Raw genomic sequence first — 18,514 nt, forward strand, 5'->3', positions numbered from 1 at the left:
AAAACACACATACAGTGTCCATTATGAAGAAAAAAGACATTAAGATTTTATTGGTTGATGATGAGCAAGATATCCTCGAAATTGTAGGGTATAATCTATCACAGGAAGGTTATCAAATCGTGACTGCCAGCAATGGAAGAGAAGCGATTGCAAAGGCAAAAAAAGAAATGCCGCAACTAATCATTATGGATGTAATGATGCCGGAAATGGATGGAATGGAAGCGTGTGAGAACATTCGTAAAATTCCCGAATTAGCCAATGTTATTATTACGTTCTTAACGGCAAGAAGTGAAGATTATTCGCAGGTTGCAGGTTTTGATGCCGGAGCAGATGATTATATCGCCAAGCCAATCAAACCAAAAGTGCTTGTGAGCAAGGTAAAAGCCTTATTGCGCCGCTTAAAAGAAGAAGAGCAGCAGGGTGATGTGCTTAGAGTAGGTGAAATAGAAATCAACCGCGAAGAGTACAAAATCGTAAAAGAAGGTGAAGAGATTATCCTTCCCCGTAAAGAATTCGAACTGTTTTACCTGTTGGCTTCAAAACCCGGAAAAGTATTCAAACGTGAAGAAATACTGGATAAAGTCTGGGGTAATGAAGTAGTTGTAGGTGGAAGAACAATTGATGTTCACATTCGAAAACTAAGAGAAAAAATCGGCGACGAATTGTTTAAAACCATCAAAGGAGTAGGTTACAAATTAGAAATATAAATGTCCATAAGCTTTAAAAAATCATACAGATTTGCGGTTAAATCTGCACTTTATATTACCATTTTTTCAACTTTATTAATTGCAGGATTGACCTATTGGTTTTTTGAACTGAATTACAAATTCTGTATTGTTTTTGCTTTAGGCGTATACTTCTTTTCCTTTTTCGTTCTGCAATACCGTGTGGAACGCTTTATTTACAGAAGAGTGAAAAAAATCTATGACGATGTTTCGCTTCTGGATTCTTCCACACTCAGAAGTCAGCCGGTTACTACAGATATGGCGACTTTAATGAACGAAGTGCAAAAATTTGCCAAAGACAAAAAAATTGAAATAGAAACCTTAAAAATTCGTGAGGAATACAGAAGAGAATTTCTGGGCAATGTTTCTCACGAATTAAAAACACCGCTGTTTACGGTTCAGGGCTACCTGCTCACGTTGCTGGATGGCGCGATGAACGATAAAACCATCCGTAAAAAATACCTGCAGCGTGCCGAAAAAGGAGTGGAACGCCTTATCTATATCGTAAAAGATCTGGATATGATTACCAAACTGGAAGCCGGGGATCTGAACCTTGAATTTACCGAATTCAATATTGTAGATGTTGTTCAGAATGTTTTTGACCTGCTTGAAATGCGTGCCGACCAGAAAAACATCATGCTGATGTTTGACCGCAAATACCCGAAAGCGATTAAGGTTTTTGCCGACAAGGAAAGAATTCAGCAGGTAGTGACCAACCTGGTTGAAAACTCCATTAAGTACGGAAAAGAAAACGGAACAACAGAGGTTAGCATTGAAGACCTGGTGAACAATAAAGTGATCATCCGTGTTACCGATAACGGTGAAGGAATTCAGAAGCAATACATTTCGCGTTTGTTCGAACGATTCTTCCGTGTCGATAAAAGCGGAGCCCGTTCGGAAGGCGGTTCCGGTCTGGGACTGGCTATTGTAAAGCATTTAATTGAAGCCCATGACGAGCGCATTTATGTGGAAAGCAAACTCGGCGTTGGCTCAGAGTTTTCCTTTACGCTCGAAAAGACTAAATAATTGCCTCCAGGTTATTTCCTGGGTAACATTCTTTAACCCTTTATACAGGGCCACCTGAAGCAGGTCGTCTGCTTTAAAATCCTCCTGTCTGGAATACGGGATCAATCCTTTTTTCTTTAATTTTTTAGCCAGATATTCCTGTTCATATTGTCCGGGTGTGGGAATAAAAAAAGCTTTTTTGCCCAGTTGTGCCAAATCCATGATAGTCGTATATCCGGAGCGGCTCAATACGATTTTACTTTGGTTAAAAGCCATTTCAAGCTCTTCCGTATTCATAAAATTATAACAGGTAAAATTCAGTCGGCGGGTAATGGTCTGCTCTTCTTCGATCACGCCTCTGATAAAAATGATCTTGCCTTCAAAATATTTCAGCTCCAGTTTCAGCTTCTCTTCCAGCAGGGTGCGTTGCGGCTCCGGTCCGGAAAGGATAACCATAAGGTCATATATCGGCTCGACTGCTTTTTTGTGCAGACGGCTCAACGGGCCAATGTATTTCACGTTTAGTGAAGAGCTGTCCAGATGTCCTAATTTACCGGAAAGATTGGGTGTTCCGGCAATATCGGGAACCCAGCATTCATTAAACTTTTTAATAAACTGATGGTGTATTTTGGTTGTTATCCAGGAAGTATTTCCGGTTAGCACATTCAGCTGATGCGTTATAAACACCGTTGGGACCTTATTGGAATACAATCCCAGGCGATTGTCCGATATAATACCGTCAATCTCATGCTCATCGATCCAGCGTTCTATGGTGCTGTGCTCCGTGCGCATGGCTTTAACCATATTCGGGATCTGCGAAATAAGCTTCCATTTAAAATTGGCGCCGTTTTGGGCATACTGGATTTTATAGGAAGGCAATTCCAGTGTCTGCAAATGCGGAAACTCTTTTTCCAATAGTGATAAAGCAACACCATCGGAAGCAACTACCGGCTGATAACCGTTATTTTCCAAAGCCTCGATAATAGGAATGCATCGTGTGGCATGGCCTAATCCCCAGTTTAACGGGGCAACTAAAATTCTTTTTTTATGTACTTTATGCATTTTACAAATTTTCCAAAAGTTTTTCTCTTAATCCCGATAGCATTGGAAACCCTTTTTGAAAAAACAACCCAAATCAAACGCTGAAAGAACAAGTTTTTTCCAAAGATTAGCATGCATAACGGAAACTTAACGATTAAAATTGTCTGAAGTTTCGTTCAAAATAAGTATCTTTAATAACTTGTTTGATAAGTGCAAAGTAAAACTATTTTTGTTCTTGGATATTTCCGTAATTTTACCAAAATTTTAAGTTTAGTCGTGGGAAGTAAAAATAAATTAAAAAGATTTAAGGAAAACGAGACTTTCGGTAATGTTTTTCAGCCAACAAGAGAAGAGGTAGTAACGGATTCTTTTCCGTTAAAAGGAAAGTGGAATAAAGAATTTTTCAAAAACGACAACCCGCTGGTTTTAGAACTGGGTTGCGGAAAAGGAGAATATTCTGTAGGTTTGGCAGAACGTTACCCGGATAAAAATTTTATCGGTATCGATATCAAAGGGGCACGATTTTGGAGAGGAGCTAAAACAGCTGTAGCGAACGAATTGCACAATGTGGCTTTTTTGCGTACGCAGATTGAGCTTATCGAACATGTTTTTGATAAAAATGAAGTAGATGAGATCTGGATCACGTTTCCGGATCCGCAGATCAAATACAAACGTACCAAGCACCGCATGACCAATACGGAGTTTTTACAGCGTTATAAAAAAATACTGAAAAAAGACGGATTGATGAACCTGAAAACGGATAGCGAATTTATGCACGGCTATACGTTAGGATTGCTTCACGGAGAAGGACATGAGGTTATTTATGCGAACCACAATGTATACAAAAATGAAGGCGCTCCGGAAGTGGTAACAGCGATCCAGACCTTTTATGAAAAACAGTATTTAGAACAAAATAAAGCCATTACCTACATACAATTTAAAATTAAGTAGATGAACTATTTTATGCCGCTTATTCTGGGTTTTACAGCAGCATCCATCGGAATCACTCCGCCTGGATTGCTCAACATGACTGCTGCAAAAGTTAGCGTAAGAGATGGCAGAAATAAAGCCGTTATGTTTGCTTTAGGGGCGACACTCACTGTCCTTTTTCAAACCTATATGGCGGTTCTGTTTGCAAAATTTATAGACAGAAATCCCGATGTCATTAACCTTTTACAGGAAATCGGACTTGGGATTTTTGTTTTGCTGACGATTTACTTTTTTACAGCAGCCAACAAACCGAAAAAACAAAAGGAAGAATTAAAAATGAGGAGCAAGACCAGCCGGTTCTTTTTAGGAATGCTGCTGTCTGCCCTGAATTTATTCCCGATTCCGTATTATGTATTCGTGAGTGTATGGCTTTCCCGAAACGGGTACTTCTTTTTTAACCAGTCCTATATTTCATTATTTGTATTCGGAGCGGTTTTAGGTTCTTTCCTGGTATTCTATATGTACATACTGTTCTTTAAAAAGAAAGAGGAAAAAAAACCGTCTTTCCTGATGAACAATATCAACTACATTATCGGGTCCATCACCGGGCTGGTATCCGTTATCACCCTGGTTAAATTAATCAACAATTACCTGGGCTAATGACAGCCGTTAACGACAATTTTTTTGAAAAAGTCTATGCCGTTGTCCGGCAGATTCCCTACGGAAGAGTAACCTCCTACGGTGCTATTGCAAAAGCATTGGGTGCGGCACGTTCTGCCAGAATGGTAGGCTGGGCAATGAATGCCGCACATGGAAAAGATGATGTGCCGGCACATCGTGTGGTCAACAGAAACGGACTGCTTTCCGGGAAACACCACTTTGAAGGTACCAACCTGATGCAGCAATTGCTGGAAAGCGAAGGCATAAAAGTGAAAAACAATCAGGTGGTTGATTTTAAAAAAGTACTCTGGGAACCGGAGGTTCAGTTTTAAGACGGCTCTTTCGGACTGTTCTCAATCAGGCAGATTATAAAAGTTGTTTTCTGCTCGTCACTCTGGTAACTCAGATAGCCTCCGTGTGCTTCAATAATATTCTTGGAAAGCGTTAAGCCAATACCGGCACCGTCTTTACGTGTGGTAAAAAACGGCAGGAAAATTTTATCCTTAATAGCCGCGTCAATCCCAAAACCGTTATCGGAAATAGTCAGGTAAAAACGATTGTTGCTAAACGATGCCGCCACTTCAATAAATCGATCTTCAGCATCGCTGTTTTCCAGTGAAAAAATACTATTCGTAAACAAATTGATAATAACCTGTTCCATTTGCTGTTTGTCAAGGTGCAACTGTCGGTTAAAATCAACCGTATTGTGAAGGGTAATGCCGTTTTTCTTAAAAAGCGGGGCCATGACCGCAATGCATTCGTCAAGCAGTATTTTAAGTTCCGTTTTTGTTTTTTGAGGGGAAGGAAGCATCGCCAGTTTCCGGTAATTGTCAACAAAAAACTGTAACTGGTCACTTCTGTTCACAATGGTGGAAAGACTCAGGCGGATGTCTTCGAAATCTTCATTGGAAAGTGTGTCCTGGTTAACAATGTCCTGGAGGTTTTGCGATAAGGAACGGATGGGCGTCAGGGAATTCATCAGCTCATGCGAGATAACCTTCATCAGGTTGATCCAGGCTTCTTTTTCTTTTTTCTCAATAACCCGCTGAATGGAATCCAGCAGTATAATATAGTATTCTTTATTGTTCGCCTTGCTTAATGATGACTGGAGTATAAACGTTTGCGGATCGCTGTTCTCGTTAACCCGTATTTGTACAGGAGCTTTAAGTTCCTCAAAATTATTGTCTTCAATGACCTTGCAAAAAGCTGGCAGCTGGTTTTTTAAATACAACCATTTAGACACCTTGGGCACCGTAAAATAATCGGAAAAATAGTCATTCATTAAAAAGATATTCCACTCGTCGCTTTCTTTTTCAAGAATAAGAACGCCGCTGTCAATATTGTTCAGGATGGACTGGTAAATGATTTCTCTGGAAGTCTGTTCCTGTGCTCTTGTTTTTAAAACGTCATACAGTTCGTATAGCTTTTTATAATTCCCGAACTGGTATTCTTTCGAATAACTGGACGAAAAATCATTCTGTAAAATAGCCGAAATGGTTTTGTCGTAAAAGGAAAATACATTCTTGAAAAAAAAGTAAAGCTCGAGCAAAAGCAGTGCCAGCAGGCAGATACAGCAAAACAGACTGTAGGTGAGCCCTTTCTGAAATAAAAACAGGCCAAGCCCGGTTGTTAGTAAAATGACAAACAGCCGCAAAAACAAAGCATTATGAACTCTCCAGGATTTGGTCATCGAAACGGGATTTATTCTTTTACGTCAATTTTAAACTTCTCTATTCTCCGGTATAAAGCCGCACGGGAAAGCCCTAACTCTTCGGCGGTTTTGCTAATGTTGTTGTGATGTTTGGCCAGTATTTTTTCTATGGTAGCCTTTTCAATATCGGATAGCTGGATCTCCTCGGTAGCTGTTTCCACCGGTACAATAACGGTCAGATCCAGGTCGGTTGCGGTTATGGTACTGTTTTCACATAGAATAACAGCGCGCTCAATCCGGTTTTCCATTTCGCGGATATTACCGTTCCAGGCGTGTTTTTCGATGTTTTGAAGTGCTTTTTCAGCAAACGTAATACGCTCGCGGTTGTACTTTGCCATCATTTGCGTCAGTAAAAAATCAGCCATCGGAATAATATCTTCTTTCCGGTTTCGCAAAGGCGGTAACAGGATTTCCATGGTATTGATCCGGTAAAACAAATCTTCCCGGAAATTTTTAAAAGCAACTTCCTGTTTTAAATCCAGATTGGTAGCGGTAATGATACGCACATCCAGCGGTCTTGGTTTTGCTTCGCCAAGCCGGGTAACCGTTTTATTCTGAATGATCTGCAGTAATTTGGATTGCAGGTGCAGGGGAATGTTTCCGATTTCGTCTAAAAAAATAGTGCCGTTCTGAGCCGCTTCAAAGCGCCCCGGGGTATCGGTCTTGGCATCGGTAAAAGCCCCTTTGGCATAGCCGAAAAGCTCACTTTCAAAAATATTCTCATTTAAGGAACCCAGATCAACATGAATAAAAGGCTTGTCTTTACGATTGGAATTTTGATGAATATATTCGGCAAAAACATATTTTCCGGTACCGTTTTCACCCAGTACCAGCACGTTGGCATCCGTTCGGGCTACTTTTTCGGCAATGGCATACGCCTGTTTTATAGCGGCGGAACTACCGGTAAAAATAACTTTGTTTTTAGGGAGTGCTTCCGACTTTTTAGTTTCTTTCCGGCTCTTTAAAACGGCATTTTGCAGTAACGAGATCAGCTGCTCGTTGTCCCAGGGTTTCATGATGTAGTCAAAAGCACCGCTTTTTAAGCCTTCCACTGCCGTTTCCACCTTGCCAAAAGCCGTCATTAAGATCACGATCGTATTGGGAGAAAGGGTTTTGATCTCTTTCAGCCAGTGAATTCCTTCGCGGCCATCTTCAAAACCAATACGGTAATTCATGTCCAGCAAAACAACATCAATGGGATTATCGGCAAGCAACTGCACAATTTTTTTAGGAGAACTTACCGTAAGGATGGTTTCAAAATGTTTTTTTAACAGCAGTTTTGCCGACAAAAGAATGTCTTCCTGGTCATCGATGATTAAAATTTGGGCTTGCATTTTTTTCATGGCTGTTCGATTTCGTACAAAAAGTGTCCGATAATGAACACCGCTTTATTTTGATTGATTGGGAAAGGCTTGATTTTTAGCAAGTTTTTGATTTATAAATCTATGGCACAAAATTGACTATGGATAATACAACAAAAACAAATAAAAATGGACACCGTTATTACCCGTAAAAATAGAAAAAATAGCTATCGTATCGGATTTATTTTGCTCTTTTTAGCGGCGGGTTATTTTGCTTATGCAATGATTACCAATGAAAGAAGTCTGAATATCAGCCAAAGTGAAATCATTGTAAAAACTGTAGAAAAAGAATACTTTGAAGATTTTATAGCCTTCCAGGCAAAAGTGGAGCCGTTGCATTCCATGCTGATTAATGTTGTTGAAGGGGGTTCCGTTCAGGAGATCTTTGTAGGAAACGGTGATAATGTTGAAAAAGGACAGGCTTTGGCAAAATTGTACAACCCGAATACGGAACTCAGTTACCTGACGCAGGAAACTTCCATTATTGAACAGATTAATAATTTAAACAAGGCACGTCTGGATATCCGGAATCAGGAACTGAATCTGGCAAAAGACCTTATTGCAATTGAGCACGATTACAATGCTGCCAAACAACTATATGATCTGAATGAAAGACTGTTTCGAAAAGAGATCATTGCTAAAAACGACTGGGAAACCACTAAGGAGAGTTTTCGTTTTCAGCAGGAAAGAAAAAATATTATCCAGCAGAGTATCCAAAAAGAAAAACAAACCAACCGCGTACAAATCGGCCAGATCAACCGGTCGATTGCAACAATGGAAAAAAGCCTCGAGATTTTAAGAAGCAATAAGAAAAACTTCCTGGTTACCGCCCCTTTATCCGGCAGACTGTCCTCTTTTGAACCTATATTAGGGAAAACCTATCAGGCAGGAGAAAGTATCGGTAAGATTGACGTTATGAAAGGGTACAAGCTAATGGCAAAAATAGACGAGTTTTATCTGGAAAGAGTCGCTACGGGACAAAAAGGAACGATAGAATATAAGGACAAACAGGTGAACGTTATCATCTCAAAAGTGATTCCGGAAGTAAAAGAAGGCAAATTCCAGATTGAGATGAACTTTGAAAGTGAAAAAGAACTGGATTTACAGCAGGGATTAAGCTTTGGCGTAAAGCTGATCCTTTCCGAAAGCACCAGGAAAATTGTATTGCCTAAAGGCAATTTCAGTCAGGAAACTTCCGGGAAATGGGTTTTCGTGGTTCAGGGAAATAAAGCCGTAAGAAGATCGATAACACTGGGAAGGGAAAACCCGTTGTACTTTGAAGTGCTGGACGGCTTAAAAGCAGGGGAAAAAGTGATTACCTCTTCCTATAAAGATTATCAGGAGATAACTGTATTAAATCTGGAAAAATAGCATCATTAAAAGAGAAACCGCCAGCAAAAGCAGCTTGTATAAAAGATAAAGCCGTAACTTTTGCAGTCGTGACGACTAAAAAACATATACATTTAGCAGCCGCTTTAAAGCAGGTAAAAGCAATCTGACAAGGGATGCCCAATGTGGAAAAAATAAAACAAACGGTGCTGTTTTACGAACAGGCCAAAAAAAAATAATTAAGAAATCAATCATCAATCAATAAACGAACAGTTATGATAAAAATCGAAAATCTTTCAAAAGTTTTTAGAACGGAAGAAGTCGAAACAGCCGCCTTAAACGGAATATCCTTACAGGTTAATGAAGGCGATTTTGTGACCATTATGGGACCTTCCGGCTGTGGGAAATCGACATTGCTAAACATTGTAGGACTTTTGGACAGCGCTTCCGGCGGCAGTTACCTGATGCTGAATCAGGAAATCAACGGCTTAAAAGAAGTGGAGAAAGCCAAAGTGAGAAAACAAAACATCGGGTTTATTTTTCAGAATTTTAACCTGATCGATGAGCTTTCGGTGTATGATAACATAGCGCTGCCGCTGATTTATAACAATGTGAATGCTGCCGAAAGAAAGAAAAAAGTCGAAGCAATAGCGCAAAGACTGTCCATTTCACACCGTTTAAAACATTATCCGCAGCAGCTTTCCGGCGGACAGCAGCAGCGTGTAGCCGTAGCCAGAGCTTTAATTAACGACCCTAAAATTATCCTTGCCGATGAACCTACCGGAAACCTGGATAGTAAAAACGGAAATGAAGTAATGGAGTTACTGACAGATTTGCACGCAAAAGGAGCTACGATACTAATGGTGACCCACTCGGATTATGACGCTTCTTTCTCGCAGAAAACAATTTACATGAAAGACGGCACCATTCTTTCCGAAAAGAACAATTCCAGAAATGTAGACGTCTTTGTTGACGCAAAAGAAAACTAACCTTAAACAGACACAACCATGATACGATTTATTATTACAGCAACGATAGGACTTGTAGGATTACTTTGTAATGCCCAGGTTTCCGAAAACAGAGCGATTGCCGGTTTTACCAAAATTGAAGTTTCCAAAGGCGTTCAGGTGTTTTTTACACAAGGGAATACCACGACGGTAAAAGTGGAATCCGATAATGAAGATAAATTAAAGCAGATAGTTACGGCCGTAAAAGGTGAAACACTGAAAATCAGTGTACAGTCCAAAAAAGGTACAAACAATTTTCAGGTATTAAAAGTGTCGGTAACAGCACCCAATGTAGCGTCTTTTAAAATTGATTCCGGTGCCGGATTTTCGTCAGAAAACACCATTACGGTTAAAAAAGCGGTTGTTGATCTGGCTTCCGGGGCGGTATTTTCCGGAAACATAAAAGCTACAGAAGCGGTATTGAAACTCAATTCGGCGGCAACTTTTAAAGGAAATATTGAAACCAAAGATCTCGGCGCAAATCTTTCCGGTGCCTCCACCCTGAAAGTGACCGGCAAAGCCGAAAATATGAAACTTGAAACCGCCAGCAGTTCGTTTTGTAAAGCAAAAGACCTTGTGGTACAAAATGCTGTGGTAAAGGCAGAAAGTGCCGCAGTGGTTACGGTAAATGTAAAGAACTCACTGGATGTATCGGCTAATTCAACGGCTGTTGTTAAATATTACGGAACACCTAAAAATATAAGCCAGCAAAAAGCAACTTTGGGTAAAATTTCAGCCGAATAGGAAGGTTCAGAAAAGATAAAATGAGAACACTGAAAAGAACAATGGCTTAGTACTGTTGAACACCCTGAATGCTTTTGCCTGGGAATGCAATTGTGAACAGTAATTCCGGTTTGTGAAACAGCACATGGCTGAACAATAAGGTGTTTTTCTAAAAATATAAAACTATGATTTTAAACTGGTTAAAAATATTTGTTTATCATTTTAAACAAAACAAACTGTTCTCAATACTGAATGTATTGGGGCTGAGTATCGGGATTTCGGGATTGATCTTTGCCATCCTGTACAGGAATGAGGAACATTCGTACAATGCCTGGAATCCGGAAAAAGAAAAGATATTTGAAGTGTTTAACGATATGGGCGATGCCGGTATCTGGGCCTCCAATCCGGCTCCGCTTGGACCGATAGTAATCAAGACGTCTAAGGATATTGATAGCTATTGCTATTACAATCCGTGGTATTATGAGGAAATTGTAAGCTACAAAGGCAAAAAAGAATTAATCAATAAAATTATTGATGCCCAGAGCAACTTCTTTTCCTTTTTTCCTTTTGAATTTGTCAAAGGAAGCCCGAAAACGGCTATACAGGATGGCAATAGTATGGCGATTTCAGAAAGCACGGCCAAGCTGCTCTTTAAAGAGGAAGAGCCGTTAGGAAAACAGGTAGAATACTCCGGAAGAATTTTTATGATCCGGGGCGTATACCGCATTCCCGGGAAATCGTCACTGGCACCGGAAGTTGTTACCAATCTGATCGCATCAAGCCTGCAGGAAAATAGCGACCAGTGGGGGAACTATAATTACGGACTGTTGCTAAAACTGAAAAATCCGGCAAAAACAGCTGCGGTGATCAAAACAATAGACAGGATCTATTATGAGAACACCACATTAAAAATGGCTAAAGAGCAGGGATTGAGCGGTCCGGAATTTGTAAAAAGATATGGTGCGACCAAATCCGGGCTCAGTTCGTTAGAAACGGCAAGGCTTAATGAGAATGTCAGTATTCTCCCGGAGAAAAAAGGAAACTATCAGTTTTTGGTAATCATGATCGGCTTATCGGTACTTATTTTAGTATTGTCCATCGTTAATTATGTAAACCTGACAACGGCAAATGCCATCAAAAGAGCCAAAGAAGTAGGCGTCAGAAGAATTATCGGAGCTACTAAAAAACAAATTATACAGCAATTTGTTTTCGAAACCATTTTAGTGGTCTGCTGTGCCGTGGTGTTGTCGCTTATGTTAGTGGAACTATCGCTGCCGTATTACAACTCCTTTTTAGAAAAATCGCTTGAGCTGGAAGGAAGCCAGTTTTATTTACAGTTACTGGGTATTGTGCTGGTTGTTATTCTGGTGGCCGGAATTTTTCCGGCAGTTTATGTATCCAATTTCGAAACCCTGAAAGTACTGAAAGGAAATTTCGGACGCAGTAAGAACGGAGTATGGCTGCGAAACGGAATGCTGATCCTTCAGTTTACGATAGCCACTTTTTTTATAATAGGGTCCTATATCGTTTACCAGCAGGTGAACTTCATGATGAACAAAGAACTGGGCTTTCAGGGAAATCAGGTTATTGATATTTCTTTTAGAAGAATCAGCAACGAAGGGAATTTTGAACGCTATGCCACCATTAAAAAAGAGCTGATGAAAATTAAAGGCGTGCAGGACGTTTCGGCAGGAACTTTCAATTTCAGTGGCAGCGGAGCAACCTCAACATCCGGATTTAATTATAAAGATGTGGCGGTCCAGGGACAAAATATGGCAATCGATTTTGGAATGCTGAAAATGCTCGATATCAAAATGCTGGAAGGTAGAAACCTGTCGCCGGGTATTGCATCAGACACGATTGATTCGGTGATCCTTAATAAAACAGCACTGGACAGGCTAAACGAGAAAGAACCGTTAGGAAAAGAAATTTCATGGAATGGCAACAAACTTAAAATAGTAGGAATTGCCGATGATTTCCACCTTTTCGGATTGCACGAAAAAATCCCGCCGATGGTCTTTTTCCATATTAAAACCATTCCATGGATGGGTAAAACCATGAGCCGGGTGTATGTTAAAATGTCACCGGAGGACATGGAAAAAACCATAGCAGCACTGGAAAAATTCTGGACCAAAAAAGTAGATACGGATTACCCGTTTAAATATGATTTTGTAAACAAGGAATTTGCCAGAACCTATGCCGCCTATGTCAAACAACGAAACCTGTTTGCCTTGCTAAACGGAGTGGTGATATTGATCGCGTTATTCGGATTATTTGCACTGGCATCCTATTCGATTGAAAGAAGAATGAAAGAAATTGCCATTCGCAAAACATTGGGCGCCGAAACCAAAACCTTGCTGAAAGAACTGTCTTTACAATACCTTATTTTCGGAATAATCGGATTTGTTGCAGCAACTTTCCCGGTTTATTATCTGCTCAATAAATGGCTGGAAAACTTTGCGTTCCGAATAACAATCGCGGTGAGTCCTTTCATTATCGGATTCCTGGTGCTGATGTTTTTAACACTGCTGATCGTCCTTTCGAAAGCCTATCAGGCTACGCGGGTGGATGTATTGCGATACCTGAAGTACGAATAGTATTGGCTATTATTATAACTACCTTTTGCTGTGACTGGATTTTTTCAGTCACAGCATTTTTTTTAAAGAAAGGGCAGTTTTGATGATAAAATGTGAACTTTTAAGTAGATTTTAATTGCCTGAAAATCTTTTCAACAGGAAAGGAGCATGGGGAAACAGCTGGTAACTATTGTAATTACGGTGGTTTTGGAGGGATAATGACCGGGGAGAAACAACTCTATCGCACTATAAACAAATACAATTCTTTATCTTTATTTTAAGAACTTTTCATCTTATCTTTGCAAGATAGAGTCAGTCTTAATAAACGACTTAAAGAAAATAATATAATGAAATTAGATAGAAAAGAAATTCTTAAAGCATTGGAGTCCATTTCCATAGCTGGAGAAGGTAAAAATATGGTTGAAAGTGGTGCTGTTCAAAATGTAATCACTTTTGGAGATGAGGTTGTAGTCGATTTATTGTTGCACACGCCGGCACTGCATATCAAAAAACGTGCTGAGGTGGATATCATGAAAGTAATTCATGAGCAGGTTTACGATAAAGCCAAAGTAAAAGTAAATATAAAAGTTGAAGCCCCTGAAAAACCGGAAATTAAAGGCAAATCAATTCCGGGAATCAGTAATATTATTGCGGTTTCTTCCGGAAAAGGAGGAGTAGGAAAATCTACTGTAACGGCTAACTTAGCGGTAACACTGGCTAATATGGGCTTTAAAGTTGGTGTCCTGGATGCCGATGTATACGGACCGTCGATGCCTATCATGTTTGACGTTGAAAAGGCCAGACCTATTTCTGTTGAAGTGGATGGCAAATCAAAAATGAAACCGATTCAGAGTTATGGCGTGGAAATACTATCCATCGGATTTTTTACAAATCCGGATCAGGCAGTAATCTGGAGAGGACCAATGGCTTCAAAAGCATTAAACCAGATGATTTTTGACGCCGATTGGGGAGAATTAGACTTTATGTTACTGGATTTACCACCGGGAACCGGAGATATCCATTTGTCCCTGATGCAGTCCTTGCCTATTACTGGAGCGGTAGTGGTAAGTACGCCACAGGCAGTCGCTTTGGCCGATGCTAAAAAAGGTGTGGCAATGTTCCAGGCAGAAAGCATCAATGTTCCGGTTTTAGGAATTATTGAAAACATGGCCTACTTTACACCGGAAGAATTACCAGATAATAAATACTACATCTTCGGAAAAGAAGGTGCGCGAAACCTGGCAGAAGATTTACAGGTGCCGTTTTTAGGAGAAATTCCAATTGTTCAGAGTATCAGGGAAGCAGGCGATTACGGTCGTCCGGCGGCTTTACAGACCGCTTCTCCGGTAGAAAAAGCATTTGAAGACTTAGCGCGTTCCGTAGTACAGGAAGTAGTAGACAGAAATGAAAGTCTGCCTCCTACAGAAGCAATAAAAATTACCACGATGGCTGGATGTTCAGCTGTAAAAAAGAAATAAAATGACAACAGAAGAAATCAAATTAAACGTTGAGAAAGCACTGGAAGAGATTCGTCCCTTCCTGAATTCAGACGGAGGTGACATCACACTTATTGACATCGAAGATGATAAGCATGTGAAAGTCCGCCTTGAAGGCGCTTGTACAGCTTGTAGCGTGAATCAGATGACCTTGCGTGCCGGAGTTGAAACAACTATAAAAAAATATGCTCCACAGATCGAGACTGTGGTTAATGTAGCATAAGTTCAGGATATTTAAGTCTCAATTTTCGATAACAATATTGAAAATTGGGACTCTTTTTGCTTTCAGGATCCTATCCTGTATAGTTTTTTAATGCTTTCCATTGTTAGATTTCTTGATATTTGTCATAGAATGTGAAAATAATTCTAAGGACTTTTGTGTCCTTAAAAATCCATTAAATAATGATTGAAACAGATATACTAATTATTGGCGCAGGTCCCACAGGACTTTTCGCTGTTTTTGAAGCAGGACTTTTAAAATTAAAATGCCATATCATTGACGGTCTTCCGCAGCCCGGAGGACAATTAACAGAATTGTATCCTAAAAAACCAATCTTTGATATCCCCGGATACCCGTCCGTTTTAGCGGGAGATTTAGTGAACAACCTGATGGAACAGATCAAACAGTTCCAGCCTGGTTTTACACTGAATGAAAAAGCAGAAACTATAGAAAAACTGGAAGATGGTACGTTTATCGTTACCACCGATAAAGGAACGCAGCATCATGCAAAAGCTGTTGCGATTGCCGGAGGTTTGGGTAGTTTTGAGCCGAGAAAACCAATCCTGAAAGATTTGGAATTCTACGAACAGGAAGACAGAGGGGTAGAATATTTTGTAAAAGATCCGGAAAAATTCCGCAACAAGAAAGTGGTTATTTCCGGAGGAGGCGATTCGGCATTGGACTGGAGTATTTTCCTGGCCGATGTAGCTTCGGAAGTGACTTTGGTTCACAGAAGAAACGAGTTCAGAGGTGCGCTGGATTCTGTGGAAAAAGTACAGGAATTGAAAAAAGCGGGAAAAATCAAATTGGTTACACCGGGAGAAGTTGTCGGATTTAAAGGTTCGGAACGAGTTGAATCGGTAGATATCGAAATTAACGGTGCCCGGATGAATGTGGTTACGGATTACTTTATTCCGCTGTTTGGATTAACACCTAAATTAGGCGCAATTGCAAACTGGGGACTGGAAATCGAGAAAAACGCGATTAAAGTGAACAATGCACTGGATTACCAGACAAATATTGAAGGCATCTACGCTATTGGCGATATCAATATTTATCCTGGAAAATTAAAGCTGATTTTATGCGGTTTCCACGAAGCTACGCTGATGTGTCAGAGTGTGTATAACAAGCTGAATCCGGGTAAAAAATATGTGTTAAAATATACAACGGTTAGCGGTGTGGACGGTTTCGACGGTACCCGTAAAGAAGCTGAAAAAGCAGTTGTAAAATCGATAGATTAGAAATAAACGGGCTGTAGCCTGTTTTGTAAATAGAAAAGAAATGTCGCAGGATATAACGATAACAATTACCGATAGAGAAGGCGCTACACACGAGGTTCAGGCACCAACAGACATGAATATGAATATCATGGAACTGGTCAGAGCCTATGAGCTGGCACCGGAAGGCACTATCGGGATCTGCGGTGGAATGGCAATGTGTGCCTCTTGTCAGTGTTATGTCTTAAACGATGTAGCGGTCCCGGAAATGGGCGATGACGAAGAAGCCATGCTGTCGGAAGCATTTAATGTGAAGCCAAACAGCCGACTGGGTTGCCAGATTCACATCACCGAAGATTTAGACGGATTAGCGGTGGAATTAGCACCGGAATATTAAAGCGAAGATTTTTCTTCGCTTTTTTTTGTAACATTTTATAAAGTACTCCGTATAATTACAGTATTTATAAAATTTCCCTTTAGGGATTAAATTAATGATTCAAACTTCCTATTCACCCGGTTTACATAAACTGCTCACACTTTCGGTACAGGACGACGGTATCCTTAAAGATGCCCGGGGTTTTGCCGATTTTACCGAAAAAATTCTGGAAACCTATAACCTGGAAAAAGTAGGCCTGGTAACACATTCTTTCGAAAATAATAGTTTTACAATTGCAGTATGTCTGAAAGAATCCCATATTTGCATTCATACCTGGCCGGAGTTCCATCAGCTGACAATCGATATTTACCTGTGTAATTATCTTCAGGACAATTCCGGAAAAGTTAAAGATATTGCTAACGATTATATCAGTTACTTTCGTGCGGATATTATTAAAGATTTTGAAATTAACAGATAATTTATGAAAGTAACGTGTTATCAGTGTGATACTGCTACGGATATTGATGTGAATTTTGAAGTAGTGCAGTTTGTCTGCCCTGGCTGTAAAAGTGTGTACCTTTCCAATAAAGAGGGTGACTTTGTTTTTAGAAAACAATACAGCTACAAGCGGGAATATGACGGACTGAAAGTGGGGCAGAAAGGAACCTTGAGGAATGTCGAGTATACCATAATGGGTATTATTGTAAAAAACATACCCGAAAATTTCTTTTGGACGGAATATATACTAACGGATGCAGCCGGAAATTTCCGGTATTTATCTGAAGCAAACGGACACTGGATATTGCTGGAAGAAACGGAAGATGCGCATTTGGCAAGCACGAAACTGAAGCATATTACCTATAATGATGTTATGTATAGCCTGTATGAAAGTACCAGTGCTACAATTGCCTCGGCAGAAGGTTATTTTGATTTTGAATTGCCGGTAAAGGCAATAAGAATGACAGAGCACATAGCGCCGCCTTATATTATTTCGAAAGAAAATATAAATAGTGAAAAAACCGTATTCACCGGCGAACATATTTCAAAAAGTAAAATAAAGAAGGCATTTAAAGCGGATTATGTGCCTGCAACCGTTGGCATTGGAATCGTACAGCCATTTGTTTTTAATATCCGGAACCTGGCGCTTATTTTGTGTTCCTGTATGCTGCTGATACTGTTAACCCATCTGTTTGTTTATAACGACAGGGAGGAAAATGTTGTTGTCAGTAAGGACCTTCACTTTAGTGAATTTAATAATAAAGAATTTATATCGCCTTCTTTTACTTTAAAAGGAGGAGCAGCACCTTTAACGGTTGCGGTTTTTTCAGAAGTAGATAACTCCTGGGCTAACGTTCAGGTAGCTTTGGTGAATGAAAAAACAAGTGAAGAAATTTACGCCAATAAAGATGTGGAATATTATCACGGCTATACCGATGGTGAAAACTGGTCTGAAGGAGATAAATCGGAGGATTTCAGTATCTGTGGCGTTAGTGCCGGACAGTATCACTTGACCATTACGCCTCAAAAAGCACCCGAAGACAATAGTAATACCTATATGAGGGTTACCGCTGTCTGGAATCAGGCCTCCATGTGGAATGTCTGGGTAATTGTAATAACAATCATTGTTTTTCTGGTTATCGTGTATTATTTAAGCGTGTATTTTGAAAAACAGCGATGGGCAGAAAGTGTGAATTCCCCTTATATAAACGATTAATTTCAGATGGATAGTATTGTAAGCTTTATAAAAAATAATAAATGGTCTTTGCTGGTTGCACTAGCCGTTTATCTGCTGTATTTACAGTTTATATTCTCCGGAAACAGGATCTGTGACTGTGTTGCAACAGAAAAATACGGAAGCAGTAACGGAAGCAGGGCACACGTTGGACGTTTTTATCATAAATAGTTTTAAAAATAAAAATATATGGATCTTATCACATTAAAACCGATTTTAAATTCTGTTGTTTTCTCACTATTAGGAGTACTGATCCTTTTGGGAGCCTATTTTGTCATTGAAAAATTAACCCCGGAAAACACGTGGAAAGAAATTGTTCAGAAAAATAATATTGCCGTTGCCATCGTTTTTGCGGCATTTATAATTGGAATATCAATGATTATTAGTGCAGCTATACATGGGTAA

Annotated in this window: 20 protein-coding genes; 17 read left to right on the forward strand and 3 right to left on the reverse strand. The window is 39.8% G+C overall.

Annotated elements, in window-relative coordinates; translation table 11 throughout:
- Positions 1-23: 23 nt before the first annotated feature.
- Together B3394_RS03260 and B3394_RS03265 are read left to right on the forward strand one after the other, a co-directional pair.
- Positions 24-707, forward strand: coding sequence for a response regulator transcription factor (locus tag B3394_RS03260; protein ID WP_177730224.1), 684 nt, complete (start codon positions 24-26; stop codon positions 705-707).
- A complete protein-coding gene (locus B3394_RS03265; RefSeq protein WP_177730222.1) occupies positions 708-1,751 on the forward strand; it encodes a sensor histidine kinase in 1,044 nt (347 codons plus the stop codon).
- On the opposite strand, the gene B3394_RS03270 is transcribed toward B3394_RS03265, so the two are convergent.
- Positions 1,716-2,792 (reverse strand): glycosyltransferase, encoded by a 1,077-nt coding sequence (locus B3394_RS03270; RefSeq protein WP_177730220.1) that lies wholly within the window; start codon positions 2,790-2,792, stop codon positions 1,716-1,718. The two genes, B3394_RS03265 and B3394_RS03270, sit on opposite strands and share 36 nt — an antisense overlap.
- Positions 2,793-3,047: 255 nt before the next feature.
- On the opposite strand from B3394_RS03270, the gene trmB reads away from it, so the two are divergent.
- Genes trmB through B3394_RS03285 form a run of 3 tightly spaced genes read left to right on the forward strand, consistent with a single transcriptional unit; the run spans position 3,048 to position 4,693 of the window.
- A complete protein-coding gene (trmB, locus tag B3394_RS03275) occupies positions 3,048-3,722 on the forward strand; it encodes a tRNA (guanosine(46)-N7)-methyltransferase TrmB (protein WP_177730218.1) in 675 nt (224 codons plus the stop codon).
- A complete protein-coding gene (locus tag B3394_RS03280; protein ID WP_177730216.1) occupies positions 3,723-4,361 on the forward strand; it encodes a LysE family transporter in 639 nt (212 codons plus the stop codon).
- Positions 4,361-4,693, forward strand: a complete 333-nt coding sequence (locus B3394_RS03285; RefSeq protein ID WP_286912912.1) for an MGMT family protein — start codon at positions 4,361-4,363, stop codon at positions 4,691-4,693. The genes B3394_RS03280 and B3394_RS03285 overlap by 1 nt, the downstream gene beginning before the upstream one ends.
- Here B3394_RS03285 and B3394_RS03290 read toward each other — a convergent pair.
- On the reverse strand, positions 4,690-6,051 hold the full coding sequence (locus B3394_RS03290) for a sensor histidine kinase (RefSeq protein ID WP_286912916.1): 1,362 nt from the start codon (positions 6,049-6,051) through the stop codon (positions 4,690-4,692). The two genes, B3394_RS03285 and B3394_RS03290, sit on opposite strands and share 4 nt — an antisense overlap.
- An 11-nt stretch (positions 6,052-6,062) precedes the next feature.
- On the reverse strand, positions 6,063-7,415 hold the full coding sequence (locus B3394_RS03295; RefSeq protein WP_286912918.1) for a sigma-54-dependent transcriptional regulator: 1,353 nt from the start codon (positions 7,413-7,415) through the stop codon (positions 6,063-6,065).
- Positions 7,416-7,562: 147 nt separating this feature from the next.
- On the opposite strand from B3394_RS03295, the gene B3394_RS03300 reads away from it, so the two are divergent.
- The 12 genes from B3394_RS03300 (at position 7,563) to B3394_RS03355 (ending at position 18,514) form a co-directional block, all read left to right on the forward strand.
- Positions 7,563-8,804: an efflux RND transporter periplasmic adaptor subunit gene (locus tag B3394_RS03300; RefSeq protein ID WP_286912919.1), complete on the forward strand. Its 1,242-nt coding sequence runs from the start codon at positions 7,563-7,565 to the stop codon at positions 8,802-8,804.
- 233 nt (positions 8,805-9,037) lie between these two features.
- Positions 9,038-9,751 carry an ABC transporter ATP-binding protein gene (locus B3394_RS03305; RefSeq protein WP_286912920.1) on the forward strand — a complete coding sequence of 238 codons (714 nt, stop codon included), beginning with the start codon at positions 9,038-9,040 and terminating at the stop codon, positions 9,749-9,751.
- A gap of 18 nt (positions 9,752-9,769) precedes the next feature.
- Positions 9,770-10,513: a head GIN domain-containing protein gene (locus B3394_RS03310; protein ID WP_177730204.1), complete on the forward strand. Its 744-nt coding sequence runs from the start codon at positions 9,770-9,772 to the stop codon at positions 10,511-10,513.
- A gap of 164 nt (positions 10,514-10,677) precedes the next feature.
- The gene (locus tag B3394_RS03315) at positions 10,678-13,089 is read left to right on the forward strand and encodes an ABC transporter permease (RefSeq protein WP_286912925.1); all 2,412 of its coding nucleotides are present in this window, start codon (positions 10,678-10,680) and stop codon (positions 13,087-13,089) included.
- 326 nt (positions 13,090-13,415) lie between these two features.
- Positions 13,416-14,546, forward strand: coding sequence for an Mrp/NBP35 family ATP-binding protein (locus B3394_RS03320; RefSeq protein ID WP_177730200.1), 1,131 nt, complete (start codon positions 13,416-13,418; stop codon positions 14,544-14,546).
- Between the two features lies 1 nt (position 14,547).
- Positions 14,548-14,787 carry a NifU family protein gene (locus tag B3394_RS03325; RefSeq protein WP_177730198.1) on the forward strand — a complete coding sequence of 80 codons (240 nt, stop codon included), beginning with the start codon at positions 14,548-14,550 and terminating at the stop codon, positions 14,785-14,787.
- A 179-nt stretch (positions 14,788-14,966) separates the two neighbouring features.
- A complete protein-coding gene (locus B3394_RS03330) occupies positions 14,967-16,025 on the forward strand; it encodes an NAD(P)/FAD-dependent oxidoreductase (protein WP_177730196.1) in 1,059 nt (352 codons plus the stop codon).
- A 40-nt stretch (positions 16,026-16,065) separates the two neighbouring features.
- Entirely contained in the window at positions 16,066-16,398 is a 333-nt protein-coding gene (locus tag B3394_RS03335) for a 2Fe-2S iron-sulfur cluster-binding protein (RefSeq protein WP_286912927.1), read from the forward strand.
- A gap of 94 nt (positions 16,399-16,492) precedes the next feature.
- A complete protein-coding gene (locus B3394_RS03340) occupies positions 16,493-16,855 on the forward strand; it encodes an S-adenosylmethionine decarboxylase family protein (RefSeq protein ID WP_177730192.1) in 363 nt (120 codons plus the stop codon).
- A 3-nt stretch (positions 16,856-16,858) separates the two neighbouring features.
- Positions 16,859-18,091, forward strand: coding sequence for a DUF4178 domain-containing protein (locus tag B3394_RS03345; RefSeq protein WP_286912929.1), 1,233 nt, complete (start codon positions 16,859-16,861; stop codon positions 18,089-18,091).
- Between the two features lie 6 nt (positions 18,092-18,097).
- Positions 18,098-18,280: a hypothetical protein gene (locus tag B3394_RS03350; RefSeq protein ID WP_177729786.1), complete on the forward strand. Its 183-nt coding sequence runs from the start codon at positions 18,098-18,100 to the stop codon at positions 18,278-18,280.
- Between the two features lie 18 nt (positions 18,281-18,298).
- Positions 18,299-18,514 (forward strand): DUF350 domain-containing protein, encoded by a 216-nt coding sequence (locus B3394_RS03355; RefSeq protein ID WP_177730188.1) that lies wholly within the window; start codon positions 18,299-18,301, stop codon positions 18,512-18,514.

This window comes from Flavobacterium sp. UBA4197 (assembly GCF_002379575.1).
Lineage (GTDB): Bacteria > Bacteroidota > Bacteroidia > Flavobacteriales > Flavobacteriaceae > Flavobacterium > Flavobacterium inviolabile.

Coding starts and splice junctions, on each gene's coding strand:
- B3394_RS03320 (WP_177730200.1), top strand. CDS start 13,416: ATGAAATTAGATAGAAAAGAAATTCTTAAAGCATTGGAGTCCATTTCC.
- B3394_RS03355 (WP_177730188.1), top strand. CDS start 18,299: ATGGATCTTATCACATTAAAACCGATTTTAAATTCTGTTGTTTTCTCA.
- B3394_RS03295 (WP_286912918.1), bottom strand. CDS start 7,415: ATGAAAAAAATGCAAGCCCAAATTTTAATCATCGATGACCAGGAAGAC.
- B3394_RS03340 (WP_177730192.1), top strand. CDS start 16,493: ATGATTCAAACTTCCTATTCACCCGGTTTACATAAACTGCTCACACTT.
- B3394_RS03285 (WP_286912912.1), top strand. CDS start 4,361: ATGACAGCCGTTAACGACAATTTTTTTGAAAAAGTCTATGCCGTTGTC.
- B3394_RS03300 (WP_286912919.1), top strand. CDS start 7,563: ATGGACACCGTTATTACCCGTAAAAATAGAAAAAATAGCTATCGTATC.
- B3394_RS03315 (WP_286912925.1), top strand. CDS start 10,678: ATGATTTTAAACTGGTTAAAAATATTTGTTTATCATTTTAAACAAAAC.
- B3394_RS03310 (WP_177730204.1), top strand. CDS start 9,770: ATGATACGATTTATTATTACAGCAACGATAGGACTTGTAGGATTACTT.
- B3394_RS03305 (WP_286912920.1), top strand. CDS start 9,038: ATGATAAAAATCGAAAATCTTTCAAAAGTTTTTAGAACGGAAGAAGTC.
- B3394_RS03290 (WP_286912916.1), bottom strand. CDS start 6,051: ATGACCAAATCCTGGAGAGTTCATAATGCTTTGTTTTTGCGGCTGTTT.
- B3394_RS03330 (WP_177730196.1), top strand. CDS start 14,967: ATGATTGAAACAGATATACTAATTATTGGCGCAGGTCCCACAGGACTT.
- B3394_RS03325 (WP_177730198.1), top strand. CDS start 14,548: ATGACAACAGAAGAAATCAAATTAAACGTTGAGAAAGCACTGGAAGAG.
- B3394_RS03265 (WP_177730222.1), top strand. CDS start 708: ATGTCCATAAGCTTTAAAAAATCATACAGATTTGCGGTTAAATCTGCA.
- B3394_RS03335 (WP_286912927.1), top strand. CDS start 16,066: ATGTCGCAGGATATAACGATAACAATTACCGATAGAGAAGGCGCTACA.
- B3394_RS03260 (WP_177730224.1), top strand. CDS start 24: ATGAAGAAAAAAGACATTAAGATTTTATTGGTTGATGATGAGCAAGAT.
- B3394_RS03350 (WP_177729786.1), top strand. CDS start 18,098: ATGGATAGTATTGTAAGCTTTATAAAAAATAATAAATGGTCTTTGCTG.
- B3394_RS03280 (WP_177730216.1), top strand. CDS start 3,723: ATGAACTATTTTATGCCGCTTATTCTGGGTTTTACAGCAGCATCCATC.
- B3394_RS03270 (WP_177730220.1), bottom strand. CDS start 2,792: ATGCATAAAGTACATAAAAAAAGAATTTTAGTTGCCCCGTTAAACTGG.
- B3394_RS03345 (WP_286912929.1), top strand. CDS start 16,859: ATGAAAGTAACGTGTTATCAGTGTGATACTGCTACGGATATTGATGTG.